Below are 24,310 nucleotides of genomic sequence, written 5' to 3'. Positions count from 1 at the left end.
GAGGCTCGATGGCCAAGGTATTGCTGCATTCCGTCACCTTAGACCCGCATTTTCCGGGTCGTGAACCAGTTGATCCTGACGATCCACATGACGGCAAATTCATGCAGGGAGCGCAGATGCTGTTCGCTCAGAGCGCGGCGTCCGATCCATTTGGAACCCACACGTTGACCGATGATCCCGAACAGGCTGACCTGATTGTTTTTGCCGAACTGGGGGCCGAAGGTCTTTTTTCCGAGTGGGTTCGGAATCACCCTTGGGTGAAGAAGTACCGCGAGAAGACTTTCATTTTCGATGTGGGAGATCACACCCTCCCTTTCCTGCCCGGGTTGTATGCATCTTTGCGGAAAGACCTCCACAACGAGGGTCGGACCCGGACTGGATACTATTTGCGATTGGACGAAAACCCGTATATAGACTTTCGCCCACCGCCTGAGGAATATCGCTATCTAGCCTGCTTCGTCGGCTCGCTGGTCAACCACCCGGTCCGGGTGCAACTCAAGCAAGTCGCATCCGACAGGGTCCTCATTGAAGACACTTCCGACTTCGCGCAACAGATGCTCTATATGTCGCCGGAGGAGAAGCAGCGGGGTTTCTGGCCACACTACGCCGACATCATGGCTTCCGCGGCTTTTGCGCTCTGTCCACGCGGAAGGGGGCCCGGCAGTATTCGACTGTACGAAGCAATGCGCATGGGACGGTGCCCGGTCATCATTGCGGATGAGTGGATCTATCCCCAGCGTGTCGATTGGCCCGCGTGCAGTATTACCGTGGCTGAAGCCGACATCCCGCGACTCGGCGAGATCCTGGAAAGCAAGCTGCCGAGAGCGGCAGAACTCGGCTTGCAGGCACGGAAAGAATGGGAGAAATACTATTCTCCTGAAGTGCGCTTTCACTGGTTGGTTGAAGACTGCCTTTCCATCTTGCAACAGCGCAACATGCCGGAAGCGATCGCCGGCCGTTTGGTGTGGCGTCATCTGTTGAACAAGGGCAGATTCAGGTTTTACCTGACGAGCAAGAAGCAGATCTACAAGCTGTCTCGGCGCATCGTCATCTGAAGGTCGCTGCCTGGCGCGACTTCAGGATTGCGGGAAGGGCCCGTATTGCGGTCCACGCTCGCGGCATCCGATGCGCCTGCGGCGTGGCGACCCGCGATGAAGCCGAAGGTCATGGCCGGGCCGAGGTTGATGCCGCCCGAGGGGTAGAACCCGCCCATCACGCTGGCCATGTCGGTGCCGACTGCGTAGAGGCCTGCAATCGGCCGGCCGTCTGCGCCCAGCACCTGCGCATTCCCGTTCGTCTTCAGGCCGGCAAAGGTGCCGAAACTGCCGGGCAGTACCTTCACGGCGTAGAAGGGGCCTTGCTCGATCGGCGCGACGCACGGGTTGGGGCCCTTGTGCAAGGGATCGCCCATCTTGCGGTTGTACGGCGTGGAGCCGCGTCCGAAATCCGGGTCCTTGCCTTGGCGGGCGTGCTCGTTGAAGCGCTTGACGGTTGCCGCGAGCGCCGCCGCTGGAATGCCGCATGCCGTCGCGAGTGCTTCGATGGTGTCGCCACGCTTCAGGTAGCCATTGCGTACGAAGCGCCCCACGGGAATCGGGAACGGGCGCGCATAGCCCAGCCCGTACAGCCGCTGGAAGCGGTGGTCGCAGACGAGCCATGAATGAACTTCCTCACCCTGGGGTGCCTGCGCCACCATCGCGGCCACATAGTCGTAGTAGCCGTCGGCTTCGTTGACGAAGCGCTTGCCATTGGACAACACGCCGATCAGCCCGGGCTTGCCGCGCTCGATGATGTGCGGGAAGTGGCCGATGGTGCCGTCGGCGTGGTGCACCCTGGACACCGGGGCCCAGGCTGCCGGCGACGCGACACGGGTGTCCAGCGCGCCGCCTGCCGATTCGCCCAGTGTGATGCCGTCACCCGAGCAGCTTTCGGGCGGAAGTGCGAGATGCTCATCGCCGGTGGGCGTCCTTGGAAACAGTTCCCTTCGACGAGCCACGTCGTTCGGAAAGCCACCCGCCGCAAGGACGACACCCTTCGCCGCACGGATCTCGATGTCGCCCTCGGGCGTCGAGACGATGGCGCCGCGCACGACGCCGTTCTCGCGTATCAAGCGTTTCGCCGGCGCCGACTCGATCATCTGCACTGCGAGGTCGTCGGCGGACTTGGCCAGGCGCCCGGTCAGCGCGACACCGTTGACGAGGTGCATCGCGCGCCCGTGAACTGCCAGATCGCGCAGGTGACGCAGGAAGCGCTTCGTCACGTGAATGAACGATCTCGGTGAGCGCGTCATGCTGAGGAAGGCGCCGAGATCCGAGCCCGCCATGATCGGCATGCCCAGGAACGACGTCTCACGCATCGTCTTTCGCAGGCGTGTGTTCAATGCACCCAACTCCCTGGCGTCGTACGGCGCTGCGATCACCTGGTGGCCCTCGGTTCCGGCGCCGGCCACCTTGCCGTGCACATCCGGAATCGCATTGCCATCGACGAACTGGAGCGCCGTGTTCTGCTCGAAGAACGAGACCATCCCGGGCGCGTTGTCGAGAAAGGCATCGATCCTTTCCGCGTCATATCGATCGCCCAATTCGTTCTTCAGGTACGTGCGCGGCTGCTGCGGGTCCTCATGGATGCCCGCGCGCCTGGCGAGCGGATTGCCCGGTGCCCACATCCATCCACCGGACCAGGCGGTAGCGCCGCCGAACACGGGCGCCTTTTCAACGACGACGACCTTGAGGCCGTGCCAGGCGGCCGTGACTGCAGCCGCGAGGCCGGAGGCGCCGGAGCCGACGACAAGCAGGTCGCAGTCGATGCTGCGCACTTGGCTCTTCATGGAGGACATCGTGGCGTCCATCAAGCTTCGAGCTGCGCAAGCACACGCATCGTTGCGGCCATCGCGCGGCGTGCGCGCTCGGTCGCGCCGACGGTGCGCGCCAGGGTGTGCGTCGGCACTTCGAGGCTCAGCGGAATGTCGGGGGGCACGGCGCGCAGCAGGCCGGCCAGGTCGACGCCGCCCTCGCCGGGAAAAAGGCGCTCGGCGCGGGCCTGGTCGAGGATGGCTTCCATCGTCGGCGGAATCTCGGCCGGCACGTCGCAGAACTGCATGTAGCGCAGCCGCGATGCCGGGATCGATGCGATGTCCTCGATGCTGCTGCGTGAACGACTGAAGTGGAACGGATCGATCAGAACGCCCGCGTTCTCGCGTCCGCAGCGCTCGACGATCCGCGCTGCTTGCCTCAGGTCCTTCGCTTCGGTCCAGGGCATGAACTCGAGCATGGCGCCCAGGCCGTAGCTGTCCGCCAGTTCGCAGAAGGCGGCGAACGATTCGATCTGCCTTGCGTCATCGGGGTCGTTGCCGGCCACGAGCAATTCGCTGGCGCCGAGCCGGGCAGCGGTAGCGATCACCGCTTCGTAGTCGGCCACCTTGAGTTCGGGCTTCATGCGGAAGATCTCGGCATCGAGCACCTTGACGCCGGTGTCGGCGAGACGGGCCTCGACCTCGCGCAGCATCGGCGTGTCGCCCACGATGTCGTACTGGGGCTCGGTCGGCGTCGCGGGCAACAGTCGAATGCCGACATGGCTGAAACCGGCTTCGGCGGCGCACATCACCATCTCGGGAGGCGTGAGTTCGAGGACGGTGAGGGCGGCGAGCGAAATGGGGCGTGCCATGTGTGGTCTCCTGTCTTGTGCAGCGGGGTGTCCGATGAGGCGAATTTAAGGAAAACAGAACTCGTCAACAACGGCCGAAATGTGGCTCTATGATTCACGAATCGTGAATCTCAACTTCCAGCTCGACGACTTGCGTGTGTTCTGCCTGGCTGCTCGCAAGGCCAGCTTTGCTGCAACTGCAACCGAATTGGGCACCTCTCCGGCCTACGTCAGCAAACGGATTGCGATCCTGGAGAAGTCGCTTGGCGTGACGCTCTTTCATCGCGCCGCGCGGCGCGTGACGGTGACTGACGACGGCGAGCGCGTCTACGCTTCGGCGCAGCAGATCTTCCAGGGCGTCGATCACATGGGCGAGACGGTCGCAGGTGGGCGGCTCGATCCGCACGGCACGCTCCGGGTCACGACCAGTTTTCGCCTGGGGCGCAAGCACATCGCGCCAGCCCTGTCGTTGCTGGCGAAGCGTTATCCGGCGCTCGACATCACGCTCGACGCCGTGGACCGGCGCGTCGATCTGGTCAGCGAGAACATCGATCTCGACATCCGTGTCGGCGAAGTCGATGAGCCGCACCTGGTGGCTCATCGCATCGCACCTAGCACCCGGGTCCTTTGCGCGGCGCCCGGCTACCTCGAACGTCGAGGCACGCCGGGCAGCATGGCCGAACTCAGCCAGCACGATTGCCTGGTCCTGCGTGACCGCAATCAGGCGTTCGGCGTGTGGCGGCTGACGGGCCCGAACGGCGTCGAGAAAATCAAGGTTACCGGGCGGATGTCATCCAACAACTCGGAAATCATCCGTGGGTGGGGCAACGACGGCCACGGCATCCTGCTGCAAACGACCTGGGACTTGCATGACGACCTGGCCGGGGGACGCCTGATTCCCATCCTGTCGGCGTACACGCAGCCCGCTGACATCTGGGCGGCGAGCACCGTGCGCCTGAGCCACTCGGCCAAGGTACGCGTTTGCGTCGGGTTCCTCCAGGAGCAACTGGGCGGGGAGGGGCCTTTCGCGCTGAAGCAATAGCCCTCCCACGTAAAAAAGCCCCCTCGCATCGCTGCGCGGGGGCCAATCCATCGAAGGAACGATGGAGGAGACAACTGGGATCTGTCTGTCAGCGAAGCTCGTCCAGCTTTTTCGAGGTCACATAACCGGAAGCAACGACGCCAGCGAGGGCAACCACGCAGAGAAAAACCGTGAACATGGGGAACTCCAGAATGAGTGTGTTGCCCCGATTATAGGGTAAACCCTAATTTCGTGCTGAGGGCGCTCGAACGGACGTCCGGGCGGTCGCGGCGCTGGAGAGCGTCATTCCTCGCAGCGCACCTCAACTGCCTTGTTGCCCCGAGCGCTCTCGAGCAAGGCCTCGAGCGTCGCTGCGTTGTCGATGCTTGCCATGGCGGCTCGCTCGATGGCGTCGAAATCCAGGCGGCCCACGACGTCCGCAAAGGCTTCGGCCGCAAACCGAAACCCGCTGCCGACGCCTGATCGAATGTCTTCGAACGGGATCGTGTTGGCCGTGCCACGGCGTACGCGCAATTGGCTGGGCAGATACCCGAACGCGTCGCCGGCGGCAGTCGCGCTCGTGTGATTCAGGAATTCGGTTTCGAGCGTGCCGTCGGTTCCCGCGACGGTGGCGCCTCGCATGTTGGCGACATCCATGGCACACGACAGCTGCGCGCGCCTGCCGTCGGCATAGTGCAAGGTCGCCATCATGCTGATGTCCACGCCGCTCTCCGCCCAGGTCGCGTGAGCCTGGACGCGCACGGGCGCGCATCCCATGACGAGTCGGATCAGACTCAGCGCATAACTGCCGGCGTCCAGCAGGGCGCCCCCGCCGAGCTCGGGCTTCATGCGGATATTGGCCTGCGGATTGGCCAATCGAAATCCGAAGCAGGCTTGCACGGATTGCACGCTGCCGATCGCGCCATCTCGAAGGAGCTGGAGCATCGCGCCGGTCTGCGGCTGGAAATAGTAGGGATAGGCCTCGAGCAACATCACCTTGTGACGCCGCGCCGCATCGAACATGGCCTTGGCTTCGTCCACCCCCAAAGCCAGCGGCTTTTCGCACAGCACGTGCTTGCCGGCCTCCGCCGCCTTGATCGCCCATTCGGCGTGCAGGCTGTTGGGCAGCGGGAGGTAGATCACATCGACATCCGGGTCTGCGAGCAAGGCCTCGTAGCTCCCGTGGTGACGGCCGATCCCGTTGGCCCTCGCGAATGCGGCCGCGGTCTCTTCGTTCCGACTGGCCGCCGCGGCCACGCGCACCATGGTGCTGGACGCGACATCACGGGTGAACTGTCTTGCGATGTTCGCGCACCCCAGGATGCCTATGCGCAAGACCTTCTGCTCGGGAGTAGGCTTCATTTTTCTTCCGGTTGGGGTCTTGAGCACCGCGCCGCCTTGCGCCGCCTGTGCCGATGCTTCGACGACTGGCCTGCCCGGAGGGGATCGAACCCCCGACAACCTGCTTAGAAGGCAGGTGCTCTATCCAACTGAGCTACGGGCAGTGAGTGCGGGAGCAGGATTCTACGGTGCCTGTGGCACCGTCAGCGCCGGCCGACAGCTGTTGGCGAGTTTGCCCGGGTTGCCGGGGGGGGCTTCGAGTGCAAGGCTGGGGTTTTGCATGGAGCCCAGCATGACCGACAGCACGCGCTCAGACTCTTCCAACAGGGAGTCCCTGATCAACGAAGAACCCGAGATCGCCTTCGAGGAATCGATTCCCTCGGATGGCAAGGATGAAGTCGGCGAGAAGATGATCGAGGAGCTCGGCCGCGACAAGGTGGCGAAGGAGGATTCGCCTTCCGAACCCGCGGAGCCGATGCCGGAACAGTTCCCGGCCAGTTGAACCGGGCAGGTGGGCTCAAACCACCATCGGCACGGCCGCGCCATCCATCGAGACGATGGCGCCCGAGATGTAGCAGGCGATCGGCGAGGCCAGAAAGACGACCGCGTTGGCGATGTCTTCCGGCTTTGCAAGGCGCCCCAGGGGCATGCGCGCTTCCGCGTCGCGGAGGACCTCTTCCTCGCTCACTTTGCGCAGACGCGCATCGGCCGCGATGCCTTCGGCCATGCGATCGGTCAGCGTCATCGCAGGGTTCACCGCGTTCACGCGAACGCCGCGCGGGCCGTATGCGGCCGCGAGGCCGGCAGTGGCCAGCATCAGCGCCGCATTGGCGGCTCCGCCGGCGAGATGGGTCGGTGACGCCACCTTGCCGCCCATGCCGATGATGTTCACGATGGCACCCGAACCCCGCTCGCCCATGCGCTTGATGAGCGGGTCCATCACGTGGATGTAGCTGAAGAACTTGGCTTGCATGGCGTCGTGCCAGTTCTGCGGCTGCAGTTCGTCGAAGGGGGTGCGGCGCGCCGCCCCGGCGGAGTTGACGAGGATGTCGATCGGACCCGACTCGGCCTGCACGGCGTCGAGCATGTGCAGTGCGGCACGCGCGTCGCTCAGGTCTGCGCTGTAGCCGCCGACCGAGTGGCCTTCGGCAAGCATTTGCGCGGCAGCGGTGTCGAGGTGGGCCGGCGTGCGTCCGGCCAGGCTCACCCGCGCGCCTTCGCGCAGGAAAGCGCGCGCGCAGGCCAGGCCGATGCCTCGGCTGCCGCCCGTCACCAGCACATGCTTTCCGGTCAGTTGAAGATCCATGCAGCCTCCGTGGATTGATCGTCGGACGTCGATTGTGGACGCTGCCGCAGGGTGCAACCGGAGCGTTCAGCGAACGATCCTGTCGAGGTTCGAGGCGCGGTCGAGCCCCTTGGCCTCGGCGAAGCCCTTCGCATCGCGAAAGACCGTGCCATCGAGATCGGCTTCGGTGAAGTCGGCACCGGTCACGTCGGCGCCTGTGAGATCGGCGCCTGCGAGCTTGACGCGAAAGAAGTTGGCGCCGCGCAGATTGCCGCCCCGCAGGTTGCAGAAGGCCATCAACGACCGGTTGAAGTCGGCGCCCGCCAGCGTTGCGCCCGCCAGGTTGGCGCCGGCAAGATCGGTCCGCATCTGGCCCATCCCCTGGTTCTTGATGTTGACCCCGACGACGGCGTTGCTGAAGTTCGCTCCGGAGAGGTCGGCACCCGGCAGGTCCGCGATCATCTTGATGCCGCTCATGTTGGCGCCCTTGAAGACGGGCATCTTCTTGACCTCGCCACCCAGGATGACAACCGAGAGAAGGCTCGCACGCGTCAGGTTGGCCCCGGTGAAGTCGGTGCCCATCAACCATGCGCCGTTCAGGTTGGCGCCCTCCAGCATCGCGCCGCGGAAGTCCGACAGCACCAGCTTGCTGCCGAACAAGCTGACGCCGCGCAGGTTGGCATTGCGAAAGTCGAGCTTGCTCAGGTCGAGGTCCGAGAGGTCCTTGCCGGACAGGTCGGCGGGCTTGGCTGGCGAGGCGTTCCTGAGCGCGTCCCTGACCTGATCCAGGGAAAGCTCGGCCGCGGTGGCATTCATGGCGCCGACAGCCGCCAGCAGCGCGGCCATCCTGTACAGGGTGGCGATCGCAAGACGTTGGATGCGGGTCATGGGGACTCCTCTCTTGGCGTCGCGGCTATCCGCAAGGTCGACGAGCGCAGCGGCCGATGGCGCCATAGCATTCGATGATCGCCACTTTGCAAGGGGCCGACATGACCAAATGGCGCAAGCAGTCTGCATCCGAGGTGTTCACCCCCGAAGAGACCACCGCGCGGCTCGCCGAAGAGTTGCCGAAGTGGTACTTCGAGGACGGGTGGATCCGACGCAAGTTCAAGACCAGCGGCTGGAAGGGGACGCTGATGGTCGTCAACACGGTGGGGCACCTCGCGGAGGCTGCCTGGCATCACCCGGATCTCACTGTGTCGTACGCCTTCGTCACGGTGAAACTGATGAACCACGCCGCCAAGGGCATCACCGAGAAGGACTTCGAACTCGCGAAGAAGATCGAGGAAGTCGTGATGTGGCAGCCCGGCGCCGTGGATGGGTCGCCGCTCGAAGGCACCCCGGACGATCCGCGCTTCAAGTACCTGAAGTACGACTGACCGTTCGTCCGGGCGCCGGGGAGGCTGCGTGGTGACACAGTGTCCTCAACTCGATACAGGTCAGGGCGGGGTCCTTGGAGAGACCTCAGCGGAACAGACCTTGCTTTGCAAGCCCTGTACGACCACGGACTGTCAAAACCCCCGGATGCACGATGGATCGGCCTCGAAATTTTCCCGAAGCGAGCTTCGTCGACCACCCGGCGACCGTGGCGCTGCGCGCGCCTGCGCGCCTGCACCTGGGTTTTCTCGACCCTGCCGGTTCGCTGGGCCGTTGCTTCGGCAGCGTCGGACTCGTGGTTGGCGGCTTCGAAACGGAGGTCGAGATCAGCGCCTCTCGCTCCGACCAGGTCACCGCGAACGGACCGGCCGCGCAGGCTGAGATCGAGCGCGCCGCTGCCTGCCTGCGTGTGCTGCAAGCCCACACCGGCCGCCGCGATCCGCTGCATCTGCGGCTGCAGCAGGTATTGCCCGCGCATGCAGGATTCGGGTCGGGCACGCAGTTGGCGCTGGCGATCGGGCGGGCTTTCGCGTTGTGGCACGGGTTCGGCGTTCCCACATCCACGCTGGCGCAATGGCTCGGACGTGGGCTGCGGTCCGGCATCGGCATTGCGGGCTTCGATCATGGGGGCCTGATCGTCGATGGTGGCCCGGGTGCGAATGGCGCACCCGCAGCGGTGTTGTCGCGCATTCCGTTGCCCGAGGCCTGGCGTGTGCTCATCGTGCAGGACAGCGCGCAGAAGGGCTTGTCGGGTGACGAGGAGAAGCAGCGTATCGCCGGCCTGCCGCCATTGCCTCGGGCGCTCGCCGCCGACATCTGCCACCAGGTACTGATGCGCGTGCTGCCGGGCGCCGCCTCCACCGACTTCGCGCCCTTTGCCTCAGGTGTCACGCGCATCCAGCAGGTGCTGGGCGAGCACTTCGCGCCCGCGCAGGGGGGACGGCATTTCGCGAGCGAAGCGGTGGGTCGCTTGCTCGGCTGGGTCCTGGAGCAGCACACGGAGCACATCGCCGCCATCGGCCAGAGTTCCTGGGGCCCGACCGGCTTTGCGATCTTCCCGTCGCAGGTCCGGGCGGAAGCCGCGATCGACGCCATGCTGGCCGCCAACGTCGTTGGCCCGTCGTTGGCGCTGCGCGTCGTGTCCGGTCGCAACAGCGGGGCCACGCTGCTGGACCGGCGTCTCTCGCCCCCGCTCGCCTCGACGCTTTGATCAACGCAGGGTTCACATGGAACGTCCCTACATCCTCCACATGTTCACACCGGGCCGGCAGATGAGCCCGTTCGACATCAACATGGCGGCCGACGCCGGCTACCAGGTCATCGTGCCGTACTGCGAGGTCGGCGCGGACGCTGTCGCAGGCCTCACGCAGGACACGATCTTCTCGCGCAGTCCGAAGGGCCTGCTGCGGACTGGCATCTTCATCGGCGGGCGCGATCCCCTGGAGGCCGCCGACATGCTCGAGCGCGCGAAAGGTGCGATGTTCAAGCCCTTCGTCGTGTCGCTGATGGCCGATCCCAGCGGCGCCTACACGACAGCGGCCGCGATGGTGGCATGCGTCGAGGTTGCGCTGTCCACTCACCACGCCAAGGGCCTGGATGGCCAGCGCGTCGTCGTCATCGGCGGCACGGGACCGGTAGGCCGCATTGCGGGGGTGATCGCCGCACAGGCCGGTGCCCAGGTCTTTCTGTCCAGTCGCGGCGGCGCCGACGCGGCCGGGGCCGTTGCGCGGGAAACAGGCAAGCGATTCGGCGTCGAGCTGGCGAGCGTATCCAGTGGAGATCAGGCCGCAGTGCGCGCATCGATCGCTGACGCCGACGTGCTGCTCGCCTGTGCGCCGGCCGGTGTCCAGGCCGTGTCGGCCGAGACGCTGGCCTCGGCCACGCGCCTCCGGGTCGCCGCCGACGTCAACGCGGTCGCGCCGGAGGGCATTGCGGGGGTCGGCGTCATGGACAACGCCAAGACGCTGCCCGGCAGCGCGGCGGTGGGCATCGGTGCGTTGGCGATCGGGAACGTCAAGTACCAGACCCAGCAACGGCTGCTCGTTCAGATGCACGAGGCCGAGGCGCCGGTGGTGCTGAGCTTCCCCGAGGCGTTTGCCACCGCCCGCGCCTTCATTGCCGAAAAGGCGACTTGATTGATCCAGCCGCCCGCCATGACAGCGCTTGCCGTTGTTTCGATCTCCGCGCGAATGTTGGCTGAATCGGCCGTCGCCGACGGCTTCGAAGTCGTGGCGCTCGATCTGTTCGGCGATGCGGACACTCGCCGTGCCTGCGCCGAGTGGCATTCGATCGGCGATCCGGCGGGCTTGCGCATCGATGGCGCGCTATTGCTGCATGCGCTGGAGACGCTCGCACAGCGGCGCTGCGTGATCGGGTGGATTGCCGGCTCCGGCTTCGAGGGCCGGCCCGATCTGCTGGAGAGCGGCGCGGCGCTGCTGCCGTTGATCGGAACACAGGCCGACGCCATGCGGCGCGTGCGGGAGCCGAGGGCCTTCTTCGGGTTCCTCGATGCACGAGGGATCCCGCACCCGGCCGTGCGGATGACGGCGCCCGATGATGCACGCGGCTGGCTCGTCAAGGACGCGCATGGCTGTGGCGGCTGGCACATCCGCCCGGCCGTGTCCCAGCGGGGCGGGGCGGCGTCCGAGGGTCTGGGCACCCATCACTACTTCCAGCGCGAGTCCTCGGGCAGGCCCATGTCGGCGACATTCATCGCCAATGGGCGCGATGCTTTGGTGCTCGGCTTCAACGAGCTCATCGTGCGGCCGGTGGCGGGACGGCCCTTCGTGTTTTGCGGCGCGGTGGGGCCGGTGCCTCTGCCGATCGAGTTGGGGGCCAGGGTCACGGCGGCGCTGCGCGGGCTGGTGGCCGCCTTTTCGCTGCGCGGTCTGGGCAGTCTGGACTTCATGCGCGATGGGGATGCCGCCGAGATGCTCGAAGTCAACCCTCGTCCGCCGGCCAGCATGGTGCTCTACGGTCACGGCGTGGTGGCTGCGCATGTGCGAGCCTGTCTCCAGGGCGAACTCACGCAATGGCCTGCCCGGATGGCGAACGACCTCGTGGAGGGTCCGGTTCGCGGCACCGAAGTCGTCTTTGCGCCGCGCCAGCTTTGGCTGGACGAATCCACCGTGCAACACCTTGCCGCACGGCCGGGCTGCCACGACCTGCCGATGGCAGCCGCGGGCTTCGCGGCTGGCGATCCCCTCTGCAGCGTGAGTGCCCGCGGTGCGAGCGCCGGGCACGTCCGCGAGTTGCTGCGGCGCGGCCGCGAGGCGGTCCACCGATCCCTGGAGACGTTCGGATGACCGGCACCGCGGCGCTCCCCCTGGCCACATCGACACTCAGCGTGAACGCGCTCGCCCGGCCGCTGGTCGAGCGACTGCTCGCCACGGCCGACGCCCTCGATGTGCGGGTCCAAGGCGGGGAAGCCGGTCCTTGCATCGTCGATGCGGGCATCGCCGTAGTCGGCAGCGTTGCGGCAGGCCTGCTGGTGGGCGAGATCTGCATGGGTGGCCTCGGCCAGGTCACCTTGCGCCCCGACGGACTGGAAGGCTGGCCGAGTTGGATCGAGGTGCACAGCGCGCAGCCGGTACTGGCCTGCCTGGGCAGCCAGTACGCAGGGTGGAGCCTTGGGGCCAGCAAAGAGGAGACGGGCGGCAAGAAGTTCTTCTCGCTCGGCTCAGGCCCGGCGCGCGCGCTGGCGACCAAGGAGACCCTCTTCGACGAACTCGGCTACCGCGACCGCGCGGATGCGGGAGTGCTCGTGCTGGAGGTCGACCGCCCGCCGCCCCAGGTGATCATCGACAAGCTGCTGCGCGACTGCCACTTGAGCGCGAAAGGGCTGACGCTGGTCCTCACGCCGACGACCAGCCTCGCCGGCACCACGCAAGTGGTGGCGCGCGTGTTGGAGGTGGCGCTGCACAAGGCGCACCAGCTGGGCTTCGACCTCGGCAACATCGTCGGCGGCGCGGGCACGGCGCCATTGCCCGCGCCGAGCCGCGACGGCGTGGAAGCCATGGGACGAACCAACGATGCGATCCTGTACGGCGGCCGTGTACACCTCGCCGTGCGCGGCGACGACGCGGCCGCGCGTGAACTGGCAACGCGGTTGCCGTCGGGCAACTCCAGCGACTACGGCCGCTCCTTCGCCGACATCTTCAAGGCGGCCGAATTCGACTTCTACAAGATCGACGGTGCGTTGTTCGCGCCCGCCGAGGTGTGGGTCAGCAATCTCGACAGCGGCAACACCTGGCACGCCGGCGGCCTGGACATGTCGTTGCTGCTGGGCCTGTGGCGGAAGGAGGCGTGATGCCCGGCCTCCAAGGTCTTTCCGTGGCCATCATGACGGACGAGACGGGCTGGCACACGCGCCGGCTCCAGGCTGCGCTGCGGGCGCGGGGCTGTGTCGGTCGATGCATCGACCTGGCGGACTGCCGCATCGACACGACGGCGGCCTGGCATGGCCTGGTCATCCCCGGGTTCGGCCGCGATCTGCCGGACGCGGCGTTGGTGCGCGGCATCGCGAGCGGGACCTTCGAGCAGGTCACCAAGCGGCTCGGCGTGCTGCATGCGCTGCGCGAACTCGGCGTGCCCGTCTACAACGACGCCCGCGCGATCGAGCGCAGCGTCGACAAGTCGATGACCAGCTTGCTGCTGCACGCGGCGCGCATCCCCACGCCGCCGACCTGGGCCACGGAATCGCTCGCGCAGGCGCAGCGCATCGCGATCCGTGAGGGCGCTGCCGGCCACGCGCTGGTGCTCAAGCCGCTGTTCGGCTCGCAGGGAAGGGGCTTGCAGCTGGTGGGCCAGGTGGATGGCGTTCACCATCCACTGCCGAACATCGAGGCCACCTACGGATCGCTCGCCTATTTGCAGCGCTTCGTTCCGGCGATGACGACACCCGGCTTCGACTGGCGGGTGCTGGTCGTCGGCGGGCGGGCCGTGACCGCCATGCGCCGGGTGAGCGGCCACTGGATCCACAACGTCGCGCAAGGCGCACGCTGCGAGCCTGCGGAACTGACGCCCGAGCTTGCCGAACTGGCGGAAGGCGCCTCGCTCGCACTCGGCATGGACTACGCGGGCGTGGACCTGATGCCCTCGGCGCCTCGCACGAAGTCGGGCTCGAAGCGCGGCATCCAGGTGATCGAAGTCAACGGCGTCGCGGCGTGGCAGGGCTTGCAGCGCGTGACCGGCTTCGACATCGCCCGCCGCATCGTCGACGACTTGCTCGATCGCAAGCTCGCGGACTCCGACGCAGGCATGCAGCCGAAGCTGCCACGCCGCGCATGAACATGCCTGTCACAGAAATGCGCCAGTGCGCGACCGAGCGGGCCAAGGCCTGCTTCCTGCGCGCCTGCGAGCTCGACGTCGCCGTGCGCAAGCCTGGCAACGTCAGCCGGGCATCGGCAGGGCACGCGATGACGGCCGATGACTTCATCGCGAGCGCAGGGGCCGTGGCCGGACCGCTCTTCGAGCGGGGAGCATCGGTGGGCGAGCGGATCGAAGCATCGGTGGATGCAGCCTGGGCCGTCGCCAACTGCAACACCAATCTGGGCATCGTGCTGCTGTGCGCGCCCATCGCCCGGGCTGTGGAGTTGCGGCCCGACGCCAGTGCGCCGGAAGCCTTGCAGGGAGCCATCGAAATCGTACTGGGCGAGCTCGACCTCGCCGATGCCCAGGCGGCCTTCCGCGCGATCGCACGAGCCCGCCCGGGTGGCCTGGGCGCTGCGCCGGCGCAGGACGTCAGGCACGCGCCGAGTGTCGACCTGCGCACGGCGATGGCGCTCGCCGCACATCGCGACAGCATCGCGCGCCAGTACCGCGATGGCTACGGCGAACTGTTCGAGCTGGGGCTGCCGACGCTCGGGACCAGGTTCTCGTTGATGGCTGCCCCGGTGACCGGGGCGCCGGACGCCGGCACCGTCGCGGCGGTCCAGCGGCTCTACCTGGCGCTGCTCAGCAGCGTTCCGGATTCACACATTGTTCGAATTCATGGCGAGGCCGTGGCACACATTGTCATGACTGCGGCGCAGGGATGGCGGGTGCGCCAGCGCTGTCATGGCGGGCTCGATGGCGATCCCGATTTCGCAGCCTGGGACGCCTCGCTCAAGGCCGATCACATCAACCCGGGGACCACGGCCGATTTGACGGTGGCCGCGTTGCTGATCGCGGGCCTGAGGAGCCCGTCGCCGTCCGCCGCCGGGCCGCCCGGGCCGGGTGGCACGGATCGTGATACCTGACCACTTGCGCTGGCCATCAGGCCAGTGTCCCCTATGGCCCCAGAACGCACTCAGGAGACTAATAACCATGGCAAAAATTGATCGCATGATGGTCGGCGAGTCACTCGTCGGTGAGGGCAACGAGGTCGCTCACATCGATCTGATCATCGGGCCGCGCGGCAGCCCTGCCGAAACAGCCTTCGCGAACGCTCTCACCAATCAGAAGGACGGCTTCACCTGCCTGCTGGCCGTGGTGGCACCCAACCTGCTGACCAAGCCCGCGACCGTGCTCTTCAACAAGGTCACCATCAAGGGAGCCAAGCAGGCCGTGCAGATGTTCGGGCCGGCCCAACGTGCGGTTGCGATGGCGGTGGCGGACTGCGTCGAAGACGGCACGATACCCAAGGATGAGGCCGACAATCTGTTCATCTGCTGCGGCGTCTTCATCCACTGGCTGGCCGACGACGACACGAAGATCCAGGACTACAACTATCAGGCCGTCAAGGAATCGATCCAGCGTGCGGTATCGGGTTCGCCGACTGCCGCCGAAGTCGTCGCCAAGAAGGGCAGCGCCAGCCACCCCTTCGCCGCGCACAGCTGAACGGCGGCAGCACCCGAATGCCAGGAACACCGCGGAACCGGCTTCGCCGGCCCGCCGGTGTTGCCCCTGCAAGGGTTGGGCGGCCACACGAAGTGGGCGAACCTGGGGGTGTGCCTTATTCCGGCACCATGCCTGAACCGATCAGGCGCAGGACTGCGCCTGGGTGGGCGTGTTGCGTCTCGGCGGGCGGCGCGCGGCGCTCTATCTGCACGCCAACGGCCGTCACGTCGCCGAACTTCCTTGGCTTGGCGACCTTGACGCGAACCCATGCTGCCCCGAACTCGCGGATCACGATCTCGGCGATGGTCTCGGCGAAAGCCTCCAGCAACTGCAGCTTGTGGTCCGCCATGAGGCCGCGCAGGCGCTCGCAGACCGCGCCGTAGTCGATGGTGTCGGCGATGCGATCCGTGTCGCAGGCGCGTGCGCGGGCCAGCCCTGCATGCACGTCGATGACGAGCGGCTGCGCGCGGTGCAACTCCGTCTCATGGATGCCGATGACCGTATCGCCGACGAAACCCTCGATGAAGATCACGTCGAGCGCGGGCACATCCGCCAACGAGGGCGGGGCGATCCAGGGCGTGGAGCCCGGCAGTGGAAGGCTGGCAGTCACCGTGTTCTTTCGTGGGTGGCTCGTGTCTGGCGGCGTGCTGCGCGCAAAAGTATCCTTTGCGCGCAGTGCAACTCAAGCTGCAAAATGCGGGCCATACACACAGTGGGTCCAGGCACTGCGCATCCCGCGGGCCGGCCACACATGGAGACATCGATGGCGCTGACCCTTCGAAAAGGCGAGAAGCCGGCCGATCCTCATGCGGATCGTGTGCTGGACATCGTGCGCGGCGGGCTTCAGGACCAGATCACCGACGTGGTGACGAGTTCCTGGATCCGCTGCCTCAACGACTACCACCTGCGACCGGACAAGCCGCACGATCCGAACGTGATCGGTCGCGGACCGCTCGAGGAGCGGCGCGAGCGCCATGCCGCGGTGATCGAGTCCGCGCGCTACGAGATGACCACGCTCTACCAGCAACTGGCCGACAGCGAGATGGCCGTGCTGTTGACCGACACGGACGGCGTGATCCTGCACATGGTGTCGTCCCCGGAGTTCGCCGCCGAAGTCGGGCCGCTGGGTCTGCGTGCCGGCGGGATCTGGAGCGAGACCGAGGCCGGCACCAACGGCATGGGCACCTGCCTGGCGGCGGCCGGGCCGGTGACCGTGTGCCGCGAGGATCACTTCTACACGCAGTTCACGCAGCTCACCTGTTCGGCCGTCCCGGTGTTCGACCCCACCGGCAACATCGTCGCCGCGCTCGATGTGACGAGCCGCTCCAGCCTGATGCAGCAACACCTCCTGGTGCTCCTGTCCATGACGGCGCGGATGATCGAGAACCGCTTGATCGATCGTCAGTTCCGCAACGCCCATCCGCTGCATTTCCACAGCCGCCCGGAGTTCGTCTACACCCTGCATGAAGGCAAGCTGGCGGTGGACGACGATGGCCGCATCCTTGCCGCCAATCGCAGCGCGATGTTCCAGCTCGGCCTGCAGTCGATGGACCAGATCCGCTCGCGGCGCATCGAGGACCTGTTCCAGACCTCGCTCGCCGACATGCTGCAGCGCAGCGCATCGTCGTCCTTCCATCCGGTCGTGACCTACGGCACCGACGCCGCGCTGCGCTTCTTCGCGGTCGCGCGGCGCCCGGCCTCGGCAGCGGATGCCATGGCCGGCTCGTCGTCGGCCATCTCGTCGTCATCGTCCTCATCGGGCGGCTCGTCGTTGGCGCCGATGGCGCGCGCGAAGGCGCGGCCGGCCGCCGTCCGTGCCGGGGCAACGGCTTGCACCTTCGAGGATCCGCGGCTGGAGGAGCAGTTGGCCATCGGCCGGCGGGTGATCGCCCGTGGGACGCCGGTGCTGGTCTGCGGCGAAACCGGCGCGGGCAAGGAGGTCTTCGCTCGTGCGCTGCACGACGGCAGTCCGCGCGCCCCGGGCCCTTTCGTGGCGATCAATTGCGCGAGCCTGCCTGAAGCCCTGATCGAATCCGAGCTCTTCGGCTATTGCGCCGGTGCGTTCACCGGCGCCCAGCGTTCCGGGCGCCGCGGCAAGGTCCTGCAGGCGGACGGGGGCACGCTGTTCCTCGATGAGATCGCGGACATGCCGCTGGAGCTGCAATCGCGCCTCCTGCGCGTGCTCGACGAGCGCCGCGTCACACCGCTGGGCACCGAGGAAAGCCATGCGGTCGAGTTCCAGTTGATCAGCGCCAGCCATCGCTATCTGCCGGCGTTGGTGCGTGAGGGAAAGTTCCGCGAAGACCTGTATTACCGGCTCGCCGGCATCGAGGTGCAATTGCCCCCGCTGCGCGAGCGCAGCGACAGGCTCGAACTGATTCGCGCCCTGCTGGCGGCAGAGGGCGGGCCCGATGCATCGCTGAGCCCCGAAGCCGAGCGCCTGCTCATGGCGCACGCCTGGCCGGGCAACATCCGCCAGCTGAGGCACGTGCTGCGCACGGCGGCGGCCTTGGCCGACGGCAAGCCGATCACCCGCGTCCACCTGCCCGCGATGGCCGTCAACCTCCAACCGGCGTCCGGCATGAACGGCGAGCGGGTGGACACGACGGCGCCGGCCGCGGCATCGGCCGCGGCGCCGGGATCGGTACGCGACGCGCACGGCGACAACGCACCGGGTTGCGCCAAGCTCAACCTGATCCAGGCCAACGAGCGTCAACTGCTGCTGCAGATGCTCGAACAGCACCGGTGGAACGTGAGCAACGTCGCCAAGGCGCTGGATGTCAGCCGCAACACCCTCTATCGCAAGATCCACAAGCTCCAGATCGAGGTTTCCCATCCCGAGCAAGAATCCTGAGGCCGCCGCGCGCAGTGCCGCCGCCGAGGACGCGCCCGGCGACGAGGCGCTGTCCCCAGAATGCGAGCTGCGTTCGCGCTTTGCCTGGTGCGTGACCGGTTCCGGTCACTTTCTCGACGAGTCGCTGGCGCTGGCCGCGCGCCTGCCGAAGGTCGACCTGTTCCTCTCGGCCGCCGGCGAGGAGGTGCTGGAGATCTACCGGCTGCATCTCGACGACCTGAAGACGCGCTTCAGGATCTTTCGCGACAAGACGGCCAGCGGCGTGCCCGTGGGCATGCTGTACGAGGACATCTATCACACCGTCGTCGTCGCCCCGGCCACCAGCAACACGGTGGCCAAGTGCGCCTGCGGCATCAGCGATTCGCTGCCTACCAACATGTTCGCGCAGGCGGGCAAGCGGGGCATACCGGGCATCGTGTTTGCATGCGATACCGAGCCGGTGGTCGTGACCCGCTCGCCGCACGACTGGGTCACGCTGCGGCCACGGGGCATCGAACTGGCGAACGTGGAGCGCCTGCGCCAGATCGATTTCTGCCGGGTGGTCGCTTCGCCCGCAGAGCTCGAAGCCGCACTCGATGTCCGACTGAAGGAAGTCTCTCTCGCATGGAACACATCCTCTTCCTGACCGGGCACCTCGCGCAGCCGAGTCTGGAGCGGGTGCTGGCCGCCATCGATTCGGCGCCCTTCACCTGGGAAGTGCGGGACCTGGGCCTGCAGGTGGCGGGGCTGATGACGGCGGACATGATCCGCCGCCGGGTGCCGCCGCCGACGGGCGTCGATCGCATCGTCGTGCCGGGGCGCTGTCGCGGCGACATGGATGCGCTGTCGCTGCATTTCGGTATCCCCGTGCAGCGCGGCCCCGAGGAAGTGAAGGACCTGCCGCGCTTCTTCGATCGTGCGGCCAAGGCGATCACGCTGGACGCGTACGAGGTCGCGATCTTTGCCGAGATCGTCGACGCGCCTCGGCTGGGCGTGCCGGAGGTCGTCGCGCGCGCCGGGCGCCTGCGCGCCGATGGGGCCAACGTCATCGATCTGGGCTGCCTGCCTGAGACCCCCTTTGACCATCTCGAGGAGTGCGTCGAGGCGCTGAAAGCCGGAGGCTACCGGGTCAGCGTCGATTCGGTCGATACCGGCGAGTTGCTGCGCGGCGGCCGTGCAGGCGCCGACTATCTGCTCAGCCTGACGCTGGACACCCTGTGGGTGGCGGACGAGGTTGCGTCCACGCCCGTCCTGATCCCCCGCGTTCCGAGCGACGAGGCGTCGTTGCACGAGGCGGTCGAGATCATGCAGCGGCGGGGCAGGGAGTTCCTGGCCGATGCGATCCTCGACCCGATCCCGTTCGGCTTGACCCGATCGATCGTGCGCTACCACCGCCTGCGCGAGCGCTTTCCCGAGGTGCCGATCATGATGGGCGTCGGCAACCTGACCGAGCTGACGGAGGCGGACACCAGCGGCATCAACGCGTTGATGTTCGGCATCTGCGCCGAACTCGACGTCGCCGCGGTCTTGACCACGCAGGTCAGCAACCATGCCCGCCGCGCCGTGAAGGAGGCCGACTGGGCGCGCCGGATCATGCATGCGGCGCACCACCACGGCACGCTGCCCAAGGGCCTGAGCGATGCACTGATGACGGTGCACGCCAAGCGCCCGTTCCTCGACACGCCGGAAGAGATCGCGGCCACCGCCGCGCAGGTGCGTGATCCGAACTTCCGCGTGCAGGTGTCGGCGAGCGGCCTGCACGTCTACAACCGCGACGGGCTGCGGCGGGGGCAGGGCGCGTTCGAGCTGTGGCCGCAACTCGGTCTCGAAGGCGATGCGGCGCACGCCTTCTACATGGGCGTGGAGCTGGCGCATGCCGAGATCGCCCACAAGCTCGGCAAGCGCTATGTGCAGGACCAGCCATTGGACTGGGGCTGCGCGGCCGATCGCCCGGACGAAGACCCCGATGCGTGGTGCGCGCCGGGCACCACGAGGTCCGTGCGCAAGACCACCGAAGAGCCATTCAAATGAACGATGTGATCTTCGAAACCGTCGTGACCACGGTCGCACCCGACGGCAAGGTGCATGTCGCACCGATGGGCGTGCGCTACCGCGGCGAGCAGGTGGTGCTGATGCCGTTCAAGCCTTCGACCACGTACGACAACATCATCGCGACCGATTGCGCGGTGCTCAACATCGTGACCGATACCCGCGTTTTCGCCGGCTGCGTGACCGGCCGCCGCGACTGGCCGACGCAGCCGGCGGTGAAGTCCGCGGGCGTTCGGCTGGAGTGCGCGTTGAGTCATGTCGAGTTGAGGCTGGAGGAGCGTATCGACGATGCACAGCGCCCGGTGCTTCACATGGCGCGGGTGCATGAGGCGGTGCATTCGAGCTTCGCCGGCTTCAACCGCGCGCAGGCGGCCGTGATCGAGGGCGCGGTGCTGGTGAGCCGGCTGCACATGCTGCCGCCGCAGAAGGTGGACAGCGAGATGGCCTATCTGCAGATCGCCATCGACAAGACGGCCGGCCCCGGGGAGCGCGAAGCCTGGGGTTGGCTGCTCGACGCCGTACGGCGCCACCGGGCCGGTATCGCCCATGTCACCCAGGGACCATCGTCATGAAACTGCTCGTGAGCGTCAGGAGTGTCGAGGAAGCCTTGCTGGCGGCGGGCGGGGGAGCCGACTTCATCGACCTCAAGGAGCCGGGCCATGGCGCCTTGGGCGGCCTGCCGGTCGCCGCCATCCAGGAGATCGCGGGTGCGCTGCGCCGGCATGGCAGCGGCCTGGACATCAGCGCCACCATCGGCGACGTGCCGATGCACGAGATGGGCCGCATCGCGGCGTGCGTCGACGCGGTCGGTGCGTGCGGCGTGGACTATGTGAAGGTCGGCATCGAGCGCTTGCCGCAGGCGCGGTCGGTGCTCGACGCACTGGCCGCGAGCGGCTGGCCCATCGTGCCGGTGTTCATCGCGGACAAGGGCCTGGACCTGGCGGATGTGGCACACGCCTGCGCCTCGGGCTTTGCCGGCGTGATGGCCGACACCTACGACAAGCGTGCGGGCAGCCTGTTCGATGCGGTGCGGATGGACGAACTGCGCCGGTTCATCGCGACCGCTCGCGCCGCCGGGACGATGGTCGGACTGGCAGGCGCGCTGCGCATGGCGCACGAACCCCTGCTGCGCGCACTCGCGCCCGACTTCGCAGGCTTCCGCACCGCAGTCTGCGTGGGCGACCGAAGCTCGGCGCTCGACCCCCAGCGCCTGCGCGCGCTGGTCGCGCTGATGCACGGACGCGCCGGCGTCGAATCCGGCGCGCCGCATCATTGATCGTCGAAGCGGACGTGGCCCAGCAGGAGCGATCGAACGCGGCCCACCTCGTTGAAGTGGACGATGTCGATCGGAAAGTCCGCACCGTCCGACAGCGTCCCGAAACGCTGGTCGACGACGCCCGCATCCCCGAGTTGAGCCAGGCTCATCCTCGGGTCGATCTCGCACGACTTGACCAGCACCAGGCGCTCCGCATTCAGGCGATGCGCGAGGTCGAGCGCGATGCTGTCGGAGGTGAACTCCCAGTTCGTCTGGGCGGTCGACCGGTTCCGTTGCAGTTCGAAGGGCAGCCATAGCGCCGTCTGCCCCTTGTGCAGCACACGCTGGATGTCCGATTTGGTTCTCGTGAGTTGCAATGCGGGATTCAGCCCGTGCATCAGGTAGGCGGTCTGCGCCATGGCGAGGATCGCCATGTTGTGTGCGCTGAGGTCGCTGAAACGCCACTGGGCCTGGGCGCGCCGCACTTCGTCGCCGAAGGTGCCGCCACCGCAGACGACGATCACGCGGCCGCCGCCGCATTCGGCCAGCAGGTCGAGCCAGGCGGGCAGCATCGGATTCGCGCTCAGGCTTCCGCCGATCTTCACGATCCACATACCGAGGGGTCCATGTCGAAGAGCGTCGCGACGGCCACGCACGGCGCGCATACCTGCGCCCAGTCCTGCACCACGGCGTGGCCGGTGCTCGCATGCGCGCGCACCACGTCGCGGCCGTAGGTGGCGTGACGGTGCGCAGGCCGGGGCTCAGGCTGGCCAGCCATGGCACTCGCCACCACGTCGCGCACCAGGAAGTCGCCGCAACCGGCACTGACGATCACCGCGTCATGCGTGAGTCGGTGCGCTTCCATCACGCGGCGCATCTCGCCGCCCAGGACACCAATCTGCACCGCCCGCCAGGACCGTGCGAAGTCCAGCCAATCGCCGGGCGAGCCGTCGCGGCGGTCGAGCCCGATCATGCGGGCCAGCCGCTGCTGGGTGGCTTCGAGGTCCTTGGCGGCGTTGTCGGCGCTCGGGTGCAGATCGTGGGCGGGGTTCAGCTCACCGGTCACGCGGTACGCGTCGGCCGTGGTCGCGAAAAACTCGTTCATCACGTTGTGCGGCGTCCCGCGCCAATCGATGCGCTGCGCGACCGCGCACAGCGGCGTGCGGACCACGCCGTGATAGACCAACTCGCCGCTCGCAAGGCGCTGCGCATCGGTGCGGCTGCGGGTCAGGATGCGCCCGTTCCGGAATGCGATCAGGTCGGTGGTCGTGCTGCCGATGTCCACCAGCAGGCCGGTGCCGATGCACTGCGCCGCATGACGCGCCGTCGCGAGCCAGTTGGCCGAGGCGATGGCATTCCACAGCGCCGGTACCTCGGCGTCGCGGCACCAGCCTTCGTCGCCGGCGAAGAAATGGACAGCGCCAGGGCGCGGCGAGCCCGATGCAGGAAGGGTTCGCTCCAGTTCGGCCGCGATCTTCCGCACGCCGTCTTCGCGGTCCGCGAACAGGTCGACCATTTCGCCGGTCATCGTGACCGCGTGCTGCGCGGCACCCAGGCCGGTCCATCGCTGGCGCGCTGCCTGCAGCACGGCATCCAGACGGTCCATGCCCATCCATAGCGCGCAGGGCCATTGCGCCACGTCGCGCACTTCGCCGTCTTGCAGCAGGCAAGCCTTGGCGTGTGCGCCGCCAATGTCCCAGCCGATCACGGTGCGCTCAGGCATGGCTGTGCGCCGCTTTCGTCTTCGCAGCCCGCTCGCCATCCCGGGTTGCGATCACCTCGGCCGCCAGGTTGCGGCCCAGCGAGCGCGACAGGCCGACATAGGCACTGGTCACGCGCGGATTGATCTCGATCACCACGGGGCCGCGCCGTTCATGCCAGACGAGGTCGATGCCGACGAAGCCGCGCAGGCCCTGAACCGTCTGGTGCACCCGCGCGGCCAGGCCGCCCAGCGCCGCGGCGCGCGGATCGTTCAGCGGCATCACGTTCACTTCGACGCTGCGAAACGACAGGAGGCCTTGCTCGTCGATGTCCAGGTGCTGGCGGTTGATGCTCAGCAGTTCGCATCGCTTCCTGCCGCACAGCAGGGAGAGGCTGAGCGCGGCGCCCTCGACCCATGGCTCGATCGCCATCGGGTTGCCGGCGCGCGAGCGTGCCGACCAGTCGTCCACCGCCGCTGCCGCGTCATGGTGCAGGCGGGTCGCGACAGCCCCGGCGCCGTCGTCCGGCTTGACCACCCAGCGCGTGGTGTCCGGCTCGTGCTCGAACGCCAATGGCGTGGCGATTCCCGCCTCGGCCAGCGTCATCAAGGTCATGCGCTTGCGTGTCGCCAGTTCGATCGCCGGCCCCTCGCAGCCCAGCCAGCGGCCCGGGTCGACGCATCGGTGCAGGCGCGCCAGCAGGCCGTCGGTCTCCGGCGCGACCACCCAGGCAAGGTCGTGCGCGTCGGCCTGGCGTGCGACGAAATCGAAGGCCGACTCGCCATCCCGCGGCGTGACCGGGCGAGCAGGCTCCGGAACGGGCGACGCCAGCTTGCAGGTGGCGACCGACAGCGCGAGGTTTTCAAGCCGAAGCAAGTCGGCCATGATGGCATCGCGCATGGACTGGCCCATGGCCAGCAGCTCGCCGGGGGCCATCTCTCCGCCGCCGCTCAGGTATTCGTAGACAAAGATCCGCTTCATCGCTCCA

The 24,310-nt window shown here is 67.2% G+C and carries 25 protein-coding genes and 1 tRNA gene; 16 read left to right on the top strand and 10 right to left on the bottom strand.

Annotated elements, in window-relative coordinates; genetic code table 11:
- The first annotated feature begins 8 nt into the window (after positions 1–8).
- A complete protein-coding gene (locus QTH97_RS01180) occupies positions 9–1,055 on the top strand; it encodes an exostosin domain-containing protein (RefSeq protein ID WP_286566147.1) in 1,047 nt (348 codons plus the stop codon).
- On the opposite strand, the gene QTH97_RS01175 is transcribed toward QTH97_RS01180, so the two are convergent.
- Together QTH97_RS01175 and QTH97_RS01170 are read right to left on the bottom strand one after the other, a co-directional pair.
- Positions 1,025–2,827, bottom strand: coding sequence for an FAD-dependent oxidoreductase (locus tag QTH97_RS01175; RefSeq protein WP_286566146.1), 1,803 nt, complete (start codon positions 2,825–2,827; stop codon positions 1,025–1,027). The genes QTH97_RS01180 and QTH97_RS01175 overlap by 31 nt on opposite strands.
- A 20-nt stretch (positions 2,828–2,847) precedes the next feature.
- A complete protein-coding gene (locus tag QTH97_RS01170) occupies positions 2,848–3,663 on the bottom strand; it encodes a sugar phosphate isomerase/epimerase family protein (protein ID WP_286566145.1) in 816 nt (271 codons plus the stop codon).
- 103 nt (positions 3,664–3,766) lie between these two features.
- Here QTH97_RS01170 and QTH97_RS01165 point away from each other — a divergent pair, with 103 nt between their 5' ends.
- The gene (locus QTH97_RS01165) at positions 3,767–4,684 is read left to right on the top strand and encodes a LysR family transcriptional regulator (protein WP_353655615.1); all 918 of its coding nucleotides are present in this window, start codon (positions 3,767–3,769) and stop codon (positions 4,682–4,684) included.
- Between the two features lie 282 nt (positions 4,685–4,966).
- On the opposite strand, the gene QTH97_RS01160 is transcribed toward QTH97_RS01165, so the two are convergent.
- Positions 4,967–6,025, bottom strand: a complete 1,059-nt coding sequence (locus tag QTH97_RS01160; protein WP_286566143.1) for a Gfo/Idh/MocA family protein — start codon at positions 6,023–6,025, stop codon at positions 4,967–4,969.
- A 66-nt stretch (positions 6,026–6,091) separates the two neighbouring features.
- Positions 6,092–6,168, bottom strand: a tRNA-Arg gene (locus tag QTH97_RS01155).
- A 128-nt stretch (positions 6,169–6,296) separates the two neighbouring features.
- Here QTH97_RS01155 and QTH97_RS01150 point away from each other — a divergent pair.
- A complete protein-coding gene (locus QTH97_RS01150) occupies positions 6,297–6,506 on the top strand; it encodes a hypothetical protein (protein ID WP_286566142.1) in 210 nt (69 codons plus the stop codon).
- A 15-nt stretch (positions 6,507–6,521) separates the two neighbouring features.
- Here the strand turns inward: QTH97_RS01150 and QTH97_RS01145 are convergent, their stop codons facing one another.
- Entirely contained in the window at positions 6,522–7,310 is a 789-nt protein-coding gene (locus QTH97_RS01145) for an SDR family oxidoreductase (RefSeq protein ID WP_286566141.1), read from the bottom strand.
- Between the two features lie 66 nt (positions 7,311–7,376).
- A complete protein-coding gene (locus tag QTH97_RS01140; protein WP_286566140.1) occupies positions 7,377–8,177 on the bottom strand; it encodes a pentapeptide repeat-containing protein in 801 nt (266 codons plus the stop codon).
- Positions 8,178–8,278: 101 nt separating this feature from the next.
- Between QTH97_RS01140 and QTH97_RS01135 the strand changes: the two genes are divergently transcribed.
- The 8 genes from QTH97_RS01135 (at position 8,279) to fae (ending at position 15,485) form a co-directional block, all read left to right on the top strand.
- The gene (locus tag QTH97_RS01135; RefSeq protein WP_286566139.1) at positions 8,279–8,668 is read left to right on the top strand and encodes a 4a-hydroxytetrahydrobiopterin dehydratase; all 390 of its coding nucleotides are present in this window, start codon (positions 8,279–8,281) and stop codon (positions 8,666–8,668) included.
- Between the two features lie 152 nt (positions 8,669–8,820).
- Entirely contained in the window at positions 8,821–9,876 is a 1,056-nt protein-coding gene (locus QTH97_RS01130; RefSeq protein ID WP_286566138.1) for a beta-ribofuranosylaminobenzene 5'-phosphate synthase family protein, read from the top strand.
- Positions 9,877–9,892: 16 nt separating this feature from the next.
- A complete protein-coding gene (locus tag QTH97_RS01125) occupies positions 9,893–10,801 on the top strand; it encodes an NAD(P)-dependent methylenetetrahydromethanopterin dehydrogenase (RefSeq protein ID WP_286566137.1) in 909 nt (302 codons plus the stop codon).
- A 54-nt stretch (positions 10,802–10,855) separates the two neighbouring features.
- A complete protein-coding gene (locus QTH97_RS01120) occupies positions 10,856–11,971 on the top strand; it encodes an ATP-grasp domain-containing protein (protein ID WP_286566136.1) in 1,116 nt (371 codons plus the stop codon).
- Positions 11,968–12,975, top strand: a complete 1,008-nt coding sequence (mch, locus tag QTH97_RS01115; protein WP_286566135.1) for a methenyltetrahydromethanopterin cyclohydrolase — start codon at positions 11,968–11,970, stop codon at positions 12,973–12,975. The genes QTH97_RS01120 and mch overlap by 4 nt, the downstream gene beginning before the upstream one ends.
- The gene (locus tag QTH97_RS01110; RefSeq protein ID WP_286566134.1) at positions 12,975–13,955 is read left to right on the top strand and encodes an ATP-grasp domain-containing protein; all 981 of its coding nucleotides are present in this window, start codon (positions 12,975–12,977) and stop codon (positions 13,953–13,955) included. The genes mch and QTH97_RS01110 overlap by 1 nt, the downstream gene beginning before the upstream one ends.
- A 2-nt stretch (positions 13,956–13,957) precedes the next feature.
- Positions 13,958–14,905 (top strand): triphosphoribosyl-dephospho-CoA synthase, encoded by a 948-nt coding sequence (locus QTH97_RS01105; protein ID WP_286566132.1) that lies wholly within the window; start codon positions 13,958–13,960, stop codon positions 14,903–14,905.
- Between the two features lie 67 nt (positions 14,906–14,972).
- Positions 14,973–15,485 carry a formaldehyde-activating enzyme gene (gene fae / locus QTH97_RS01100; protein WP_286566131.1) on the top strand — a complete coding sequence of 171 codons (513 nt, stop codon included), beginning with the start codon at positions 14,973–14,975 and terminating at the stop codon, positions 15,483–15,485.
- A 115-nt stretch (positions 15,486–15,600) separates the two neighbouring features.
- Here fae and QTH97_RS01095 read toward each other — a convergent pair whose 3' ends face one another.
- Positions 15,601–16,095 carry a dihydroneopterin aldolase gene (locus QTH97_RS01095; RefSeq protein WP_444813355.1) on the bottom strand — a complete coding sequence of 165 codons (495 nt, stop codon included), beginning with the start codon at positions 16,093–16,095 and terminating at the stop codon, positions 15,601–15,603.
- 153 nt (positions 16,096–16,248) lie between these two features.
- Here QTH97_RS01095 and QTH97_RS01090 point away from each other — a divergent pair, with 153 nt between their 5' ends.
- The 5 genes from QTH97_RS01090 to QTH97_RS01070 are packed head-to-tail and all read left to right on the top strand — an operon-like array spanning position 16,249 to position 21,643.
- Positions 16,249–18,339 (top strand): sigma-54-dependent Fis family transcriptional regulator, encoded by a 2,091-nt coding sequence (locus tag QTH97_RS01090; protein WP_286566130.1) that lies wholly within the window; start codon positions 16,249–16,251, stop codon positions 18,337–18,339.
- On the top strand, positions 18,263–18,964 hold the full coding sequence (locus QTH97_RS01085; protein WP_286566129.1) for a flavoprotein: 702 nt from the start codon (positions 18,263–18,265) through the stop codon (positions 18,962–18,964). Before QTH97_RS01090 ends, QTH97_RS01085 begins: the two co-directional genes overlap by 77 nt.
- On the top strand, positions 18,943–20,349 hold the full coding sequence (locus QTH97_RS01080) for a DUF6513 domain-containing protein (RefSeq protein WP_286566128.1): 1,407 nt from the start codon (positions 18,943–18,945) through the stop codon (positions 20,347–20,349). Before QTH97_RS01085 ends, QTH97_RS01080 begins: the two co-directional genes overlap by 22 nt.
- Complete coding sequence (locus tag QTH97_RS01075) at positions 20,346–20,939, top strand: DUF447 domain-containing protein (protein ID WP_286566127.1); 594 nt, start codon at positions 20,346–20,348, stop codon at positions 20,937–20,939. The genes QTH97_RS01080 and QTH97_RS01075 overlap by 4 nt, the downstream gene beginning before the upstream one ends.
- Positions 20,936–21,643, top strand: coding sequence for a (5-formylfuran-3-yl)methyl phosphate synthase (locus QTH97_RS01070; protein WP_286566126.1), 708 nt, complete (start codon positions 20,936–20,938; stop codon positions 21,641–21,643). The genes QTH97_RS01075 and QTH97_RS01070 overlap by 4 nt, the downstream gene beginning before the upstream one ends.
- Here QTH97_RS01070 and QTH97_RS01065 read toward each other — a convergent pair.
- From QTH97_RS01065 to QTH97_RS01055, 3 genes are read right to left on the bottom strand one after another with little or no spacing between them, the layout of a single operon-like run.
- The gene (locus tag QTH97_RS01065) at positions 21,637–22,236 is read right to left on the bottom strand and encodes an amino acid kinase family protein (protein ID WP_286566125.1); all 600 of its coding nucleotides are present in this window, start codon (positions 22,234–22,236) and stop codon (positions 21,637–21,639) included. The genes QTH97_RS01070 and QTH97_RS01065 overlap by 7 nt on opposite strands.
- On the bottom strand, positions 22,224–23,345 hold the full coding sequence (locus QTH97_RS01060) for a hydantoinase/oxoprolinase family protein (protein WP_286566124.1): 1,122 nt from the start codon (positions 23,343–23,345) through the stop codon (positions 22,224–22,226). Before QTH97_RS01060 ends, QTH97_RS01065 begins: the two co-directional genes overlap by 13 nt.
- Complete coding sequence (locus QTH97_RS01055) at positions 23,338–24,303, bottom strand: ATP-grasp domain-containing protein (RefSeq protein WP_286566123.1); 966 nt, start codon at positions 24,301–24,303, stop codon at positions 23,338–23,340. The genes QTH97_RS01060 and QTH97_RS01055 overlap by 8 nt, the downstream gene beginning before the upstream one ends.
- Between the last annotated feature and the right edge of the window lie 7 nt (positions 24,304–24,310).

It is taken from the genome of Variovorax gracilis, from assembly GCF_030317115.1.
Classification (GTDB): domain Bacteria; phylum Pseudomonadota; class Gammaproteobacteria; order Burkholderiales; family Burkholderiaceae_C; genus Variovorax; species Variovorax gracilis.
Note: the sequence above shows the minus strand (reverse complement) of the source record. Positions and strands in the feature narration are given on the sequence as shown.

Bases quoted from the DNA above. Each gene is read 5' to 3' on its own strand.
- QTH97_RS01180 (WP_286566147.1), top strand. From the start codon at position 9: ATGGCCAAGGTATTGCTGCATTCCGTCACCTTAGACCCGCATTTTCCG.
- QTH97_RS01175 (WP_286566146.1), bottom strand. From the start codon at position 2,827: ATGAAGAGCCAAGTGCGCAGCATCGACTGCGACCTGCTTGTCGTCGGC.
- QTH97_RS01170 (WP_286566145.1), bottom strand. From the start codon at position 3,663: ATGGCACGCCCCATTTCGCTCGCCGCCCTCACCGTCCTCGAACTCACG.
- QTH97_RS01160 (WP_286566143.1), bottom strand. From the start codon at position 6,025: ATGAAGCCTACTCCCGAGCAGAAGGTCTTGCGCATAGGCATCCTGGGG.
- QTH97_RS01150 (WP_286566142.1), top strand. From the start codon at position 6,297: ATGACCGACAGCACGCGCTCAGACTCTTCCAACAGGGAGTCCCTGATC.
- QTH97_RS01145 (WP_286566141.1), bottom strand. From the start codon at position 7,310: ATGGATCTTCAACTGACCGGAAAGCATGTGCTGGTGACGGGCGGCAGC.
- QTH97_RS01140 (WP_286566140.1), bottom strand. From the start codon at position 8,177: ATGACCCGCATCCAACGTCTTGCGATCGCCACCCTGTACAGGATGGCC.
- QTH97_RS01135 (WP_286566139.1), top strand. From the start codon at position 8,279: ATGACCAAATGGCGCAAGCAGTCTGCATCCGAGGTGTTCACCCCCGAA.
- QTH97_RS01130 (WP_286566138.1), top strand. From the start codon at position 8,821: ATGGATCGGCCTCGAAATTTTCCCGAAGCGAGCTTCGTCGACCACCCG.
- QTH97_RS01125 (WP_286566137.1), top strand. From the start codon at position 9,893: ATGGAACGTCCCTACATCCTCCACATGTTCACACCGGGCCGGCAGATG.
- QTH97_RS01120 (WP_286566136.1), top strand. From the start codon at position 10,856: ATGTTGGCTGAATCGGCCGTCGCCGACGGCTTCGAAGTCGTGGCGCTC.
- mch (WP_286566135.1), top strand. From the start codon at position 11,968: ATGACCGGCACCGCGGCGCTCCCCCTGGCCACATCGACACTCAGCGTG.
- QTH97_RS01110 (WP_286566134.1), top strand. From the start codon at position 12,975: ATGCCCGGCCTCCAAGGTCTTTCCGTGGCCATCATGACGGACGAGACG.
- QTH97_RS01105 (WP_286566132.1), top strand. From the start codon at position 13,958: ATGCCTGTCACAGAAATGCGCCAGTGCGCGACCGAGCGGGCCAAGGCC.
- fae (WP_286566131.1), top strand. From the start codon at position 14,973: ATGGCAAAAATTGATCGCATGATGGTCGGCGAGTCACTCGTCGGTGAG.
- QTH97_RS01090 (WP_286566130.1), top strand. From the start codon at position 16,249: ATGGCGCTGACCCTTCGAAAAGGCGAGAAGCCGGCCGATCCTCATGCG.
- QTH97_RS01085 (WP_286566129.1), top strand. From the start codon at position 18,263: ATGTCAGCCGCAACACCCTCTATCGCAAGATCCACAAGCTCCAGATCG.
- QTH97_RS01080 (WP_286566128.1), top strand. From the start codon at position 18,943: ATGGAACACATCCTCTTCCTGACCGGGCACCTCGCGCAGCCGAGTCTG.
- QTH97_RS01075 (WP_286566127.1), top strand. From the start codon at position 20,346: ATGAACGATGTGATCTTCGAAACCGTCGTGACCACGGTCGCACCCGAC.
- QTH97_RS01070 (WP_286566126.1), top strand. From the start codon at position 20,936: ATGAAACTGCTCGTGAGCGTCAGGAGTGTCGAGGAAGCCTTGCTGGCG.
- QTH97_RS01065 (WP_286566125.1), bottom strand. From the start codon at position 22,236: ATGTGGATCGTGAAGATCGGCGGAAGCCTGAGCGCGAATCCGATGCTG.
- QTH97_RS01060 (WP_286566124.1), bottom strand. From the start codon at position 23,345: ATGCCTGAGCGCACCGTGATCGGCTGGGACATTGGCGGCGCACACGCC.
- QTH97_RS01055 (WP_286566123.1), bottom strand. From the start codon at position 24,303: ATGAAGCGGATCTTTGTCTACGAATACCTGAGCGGCGGCGGAGAGATG.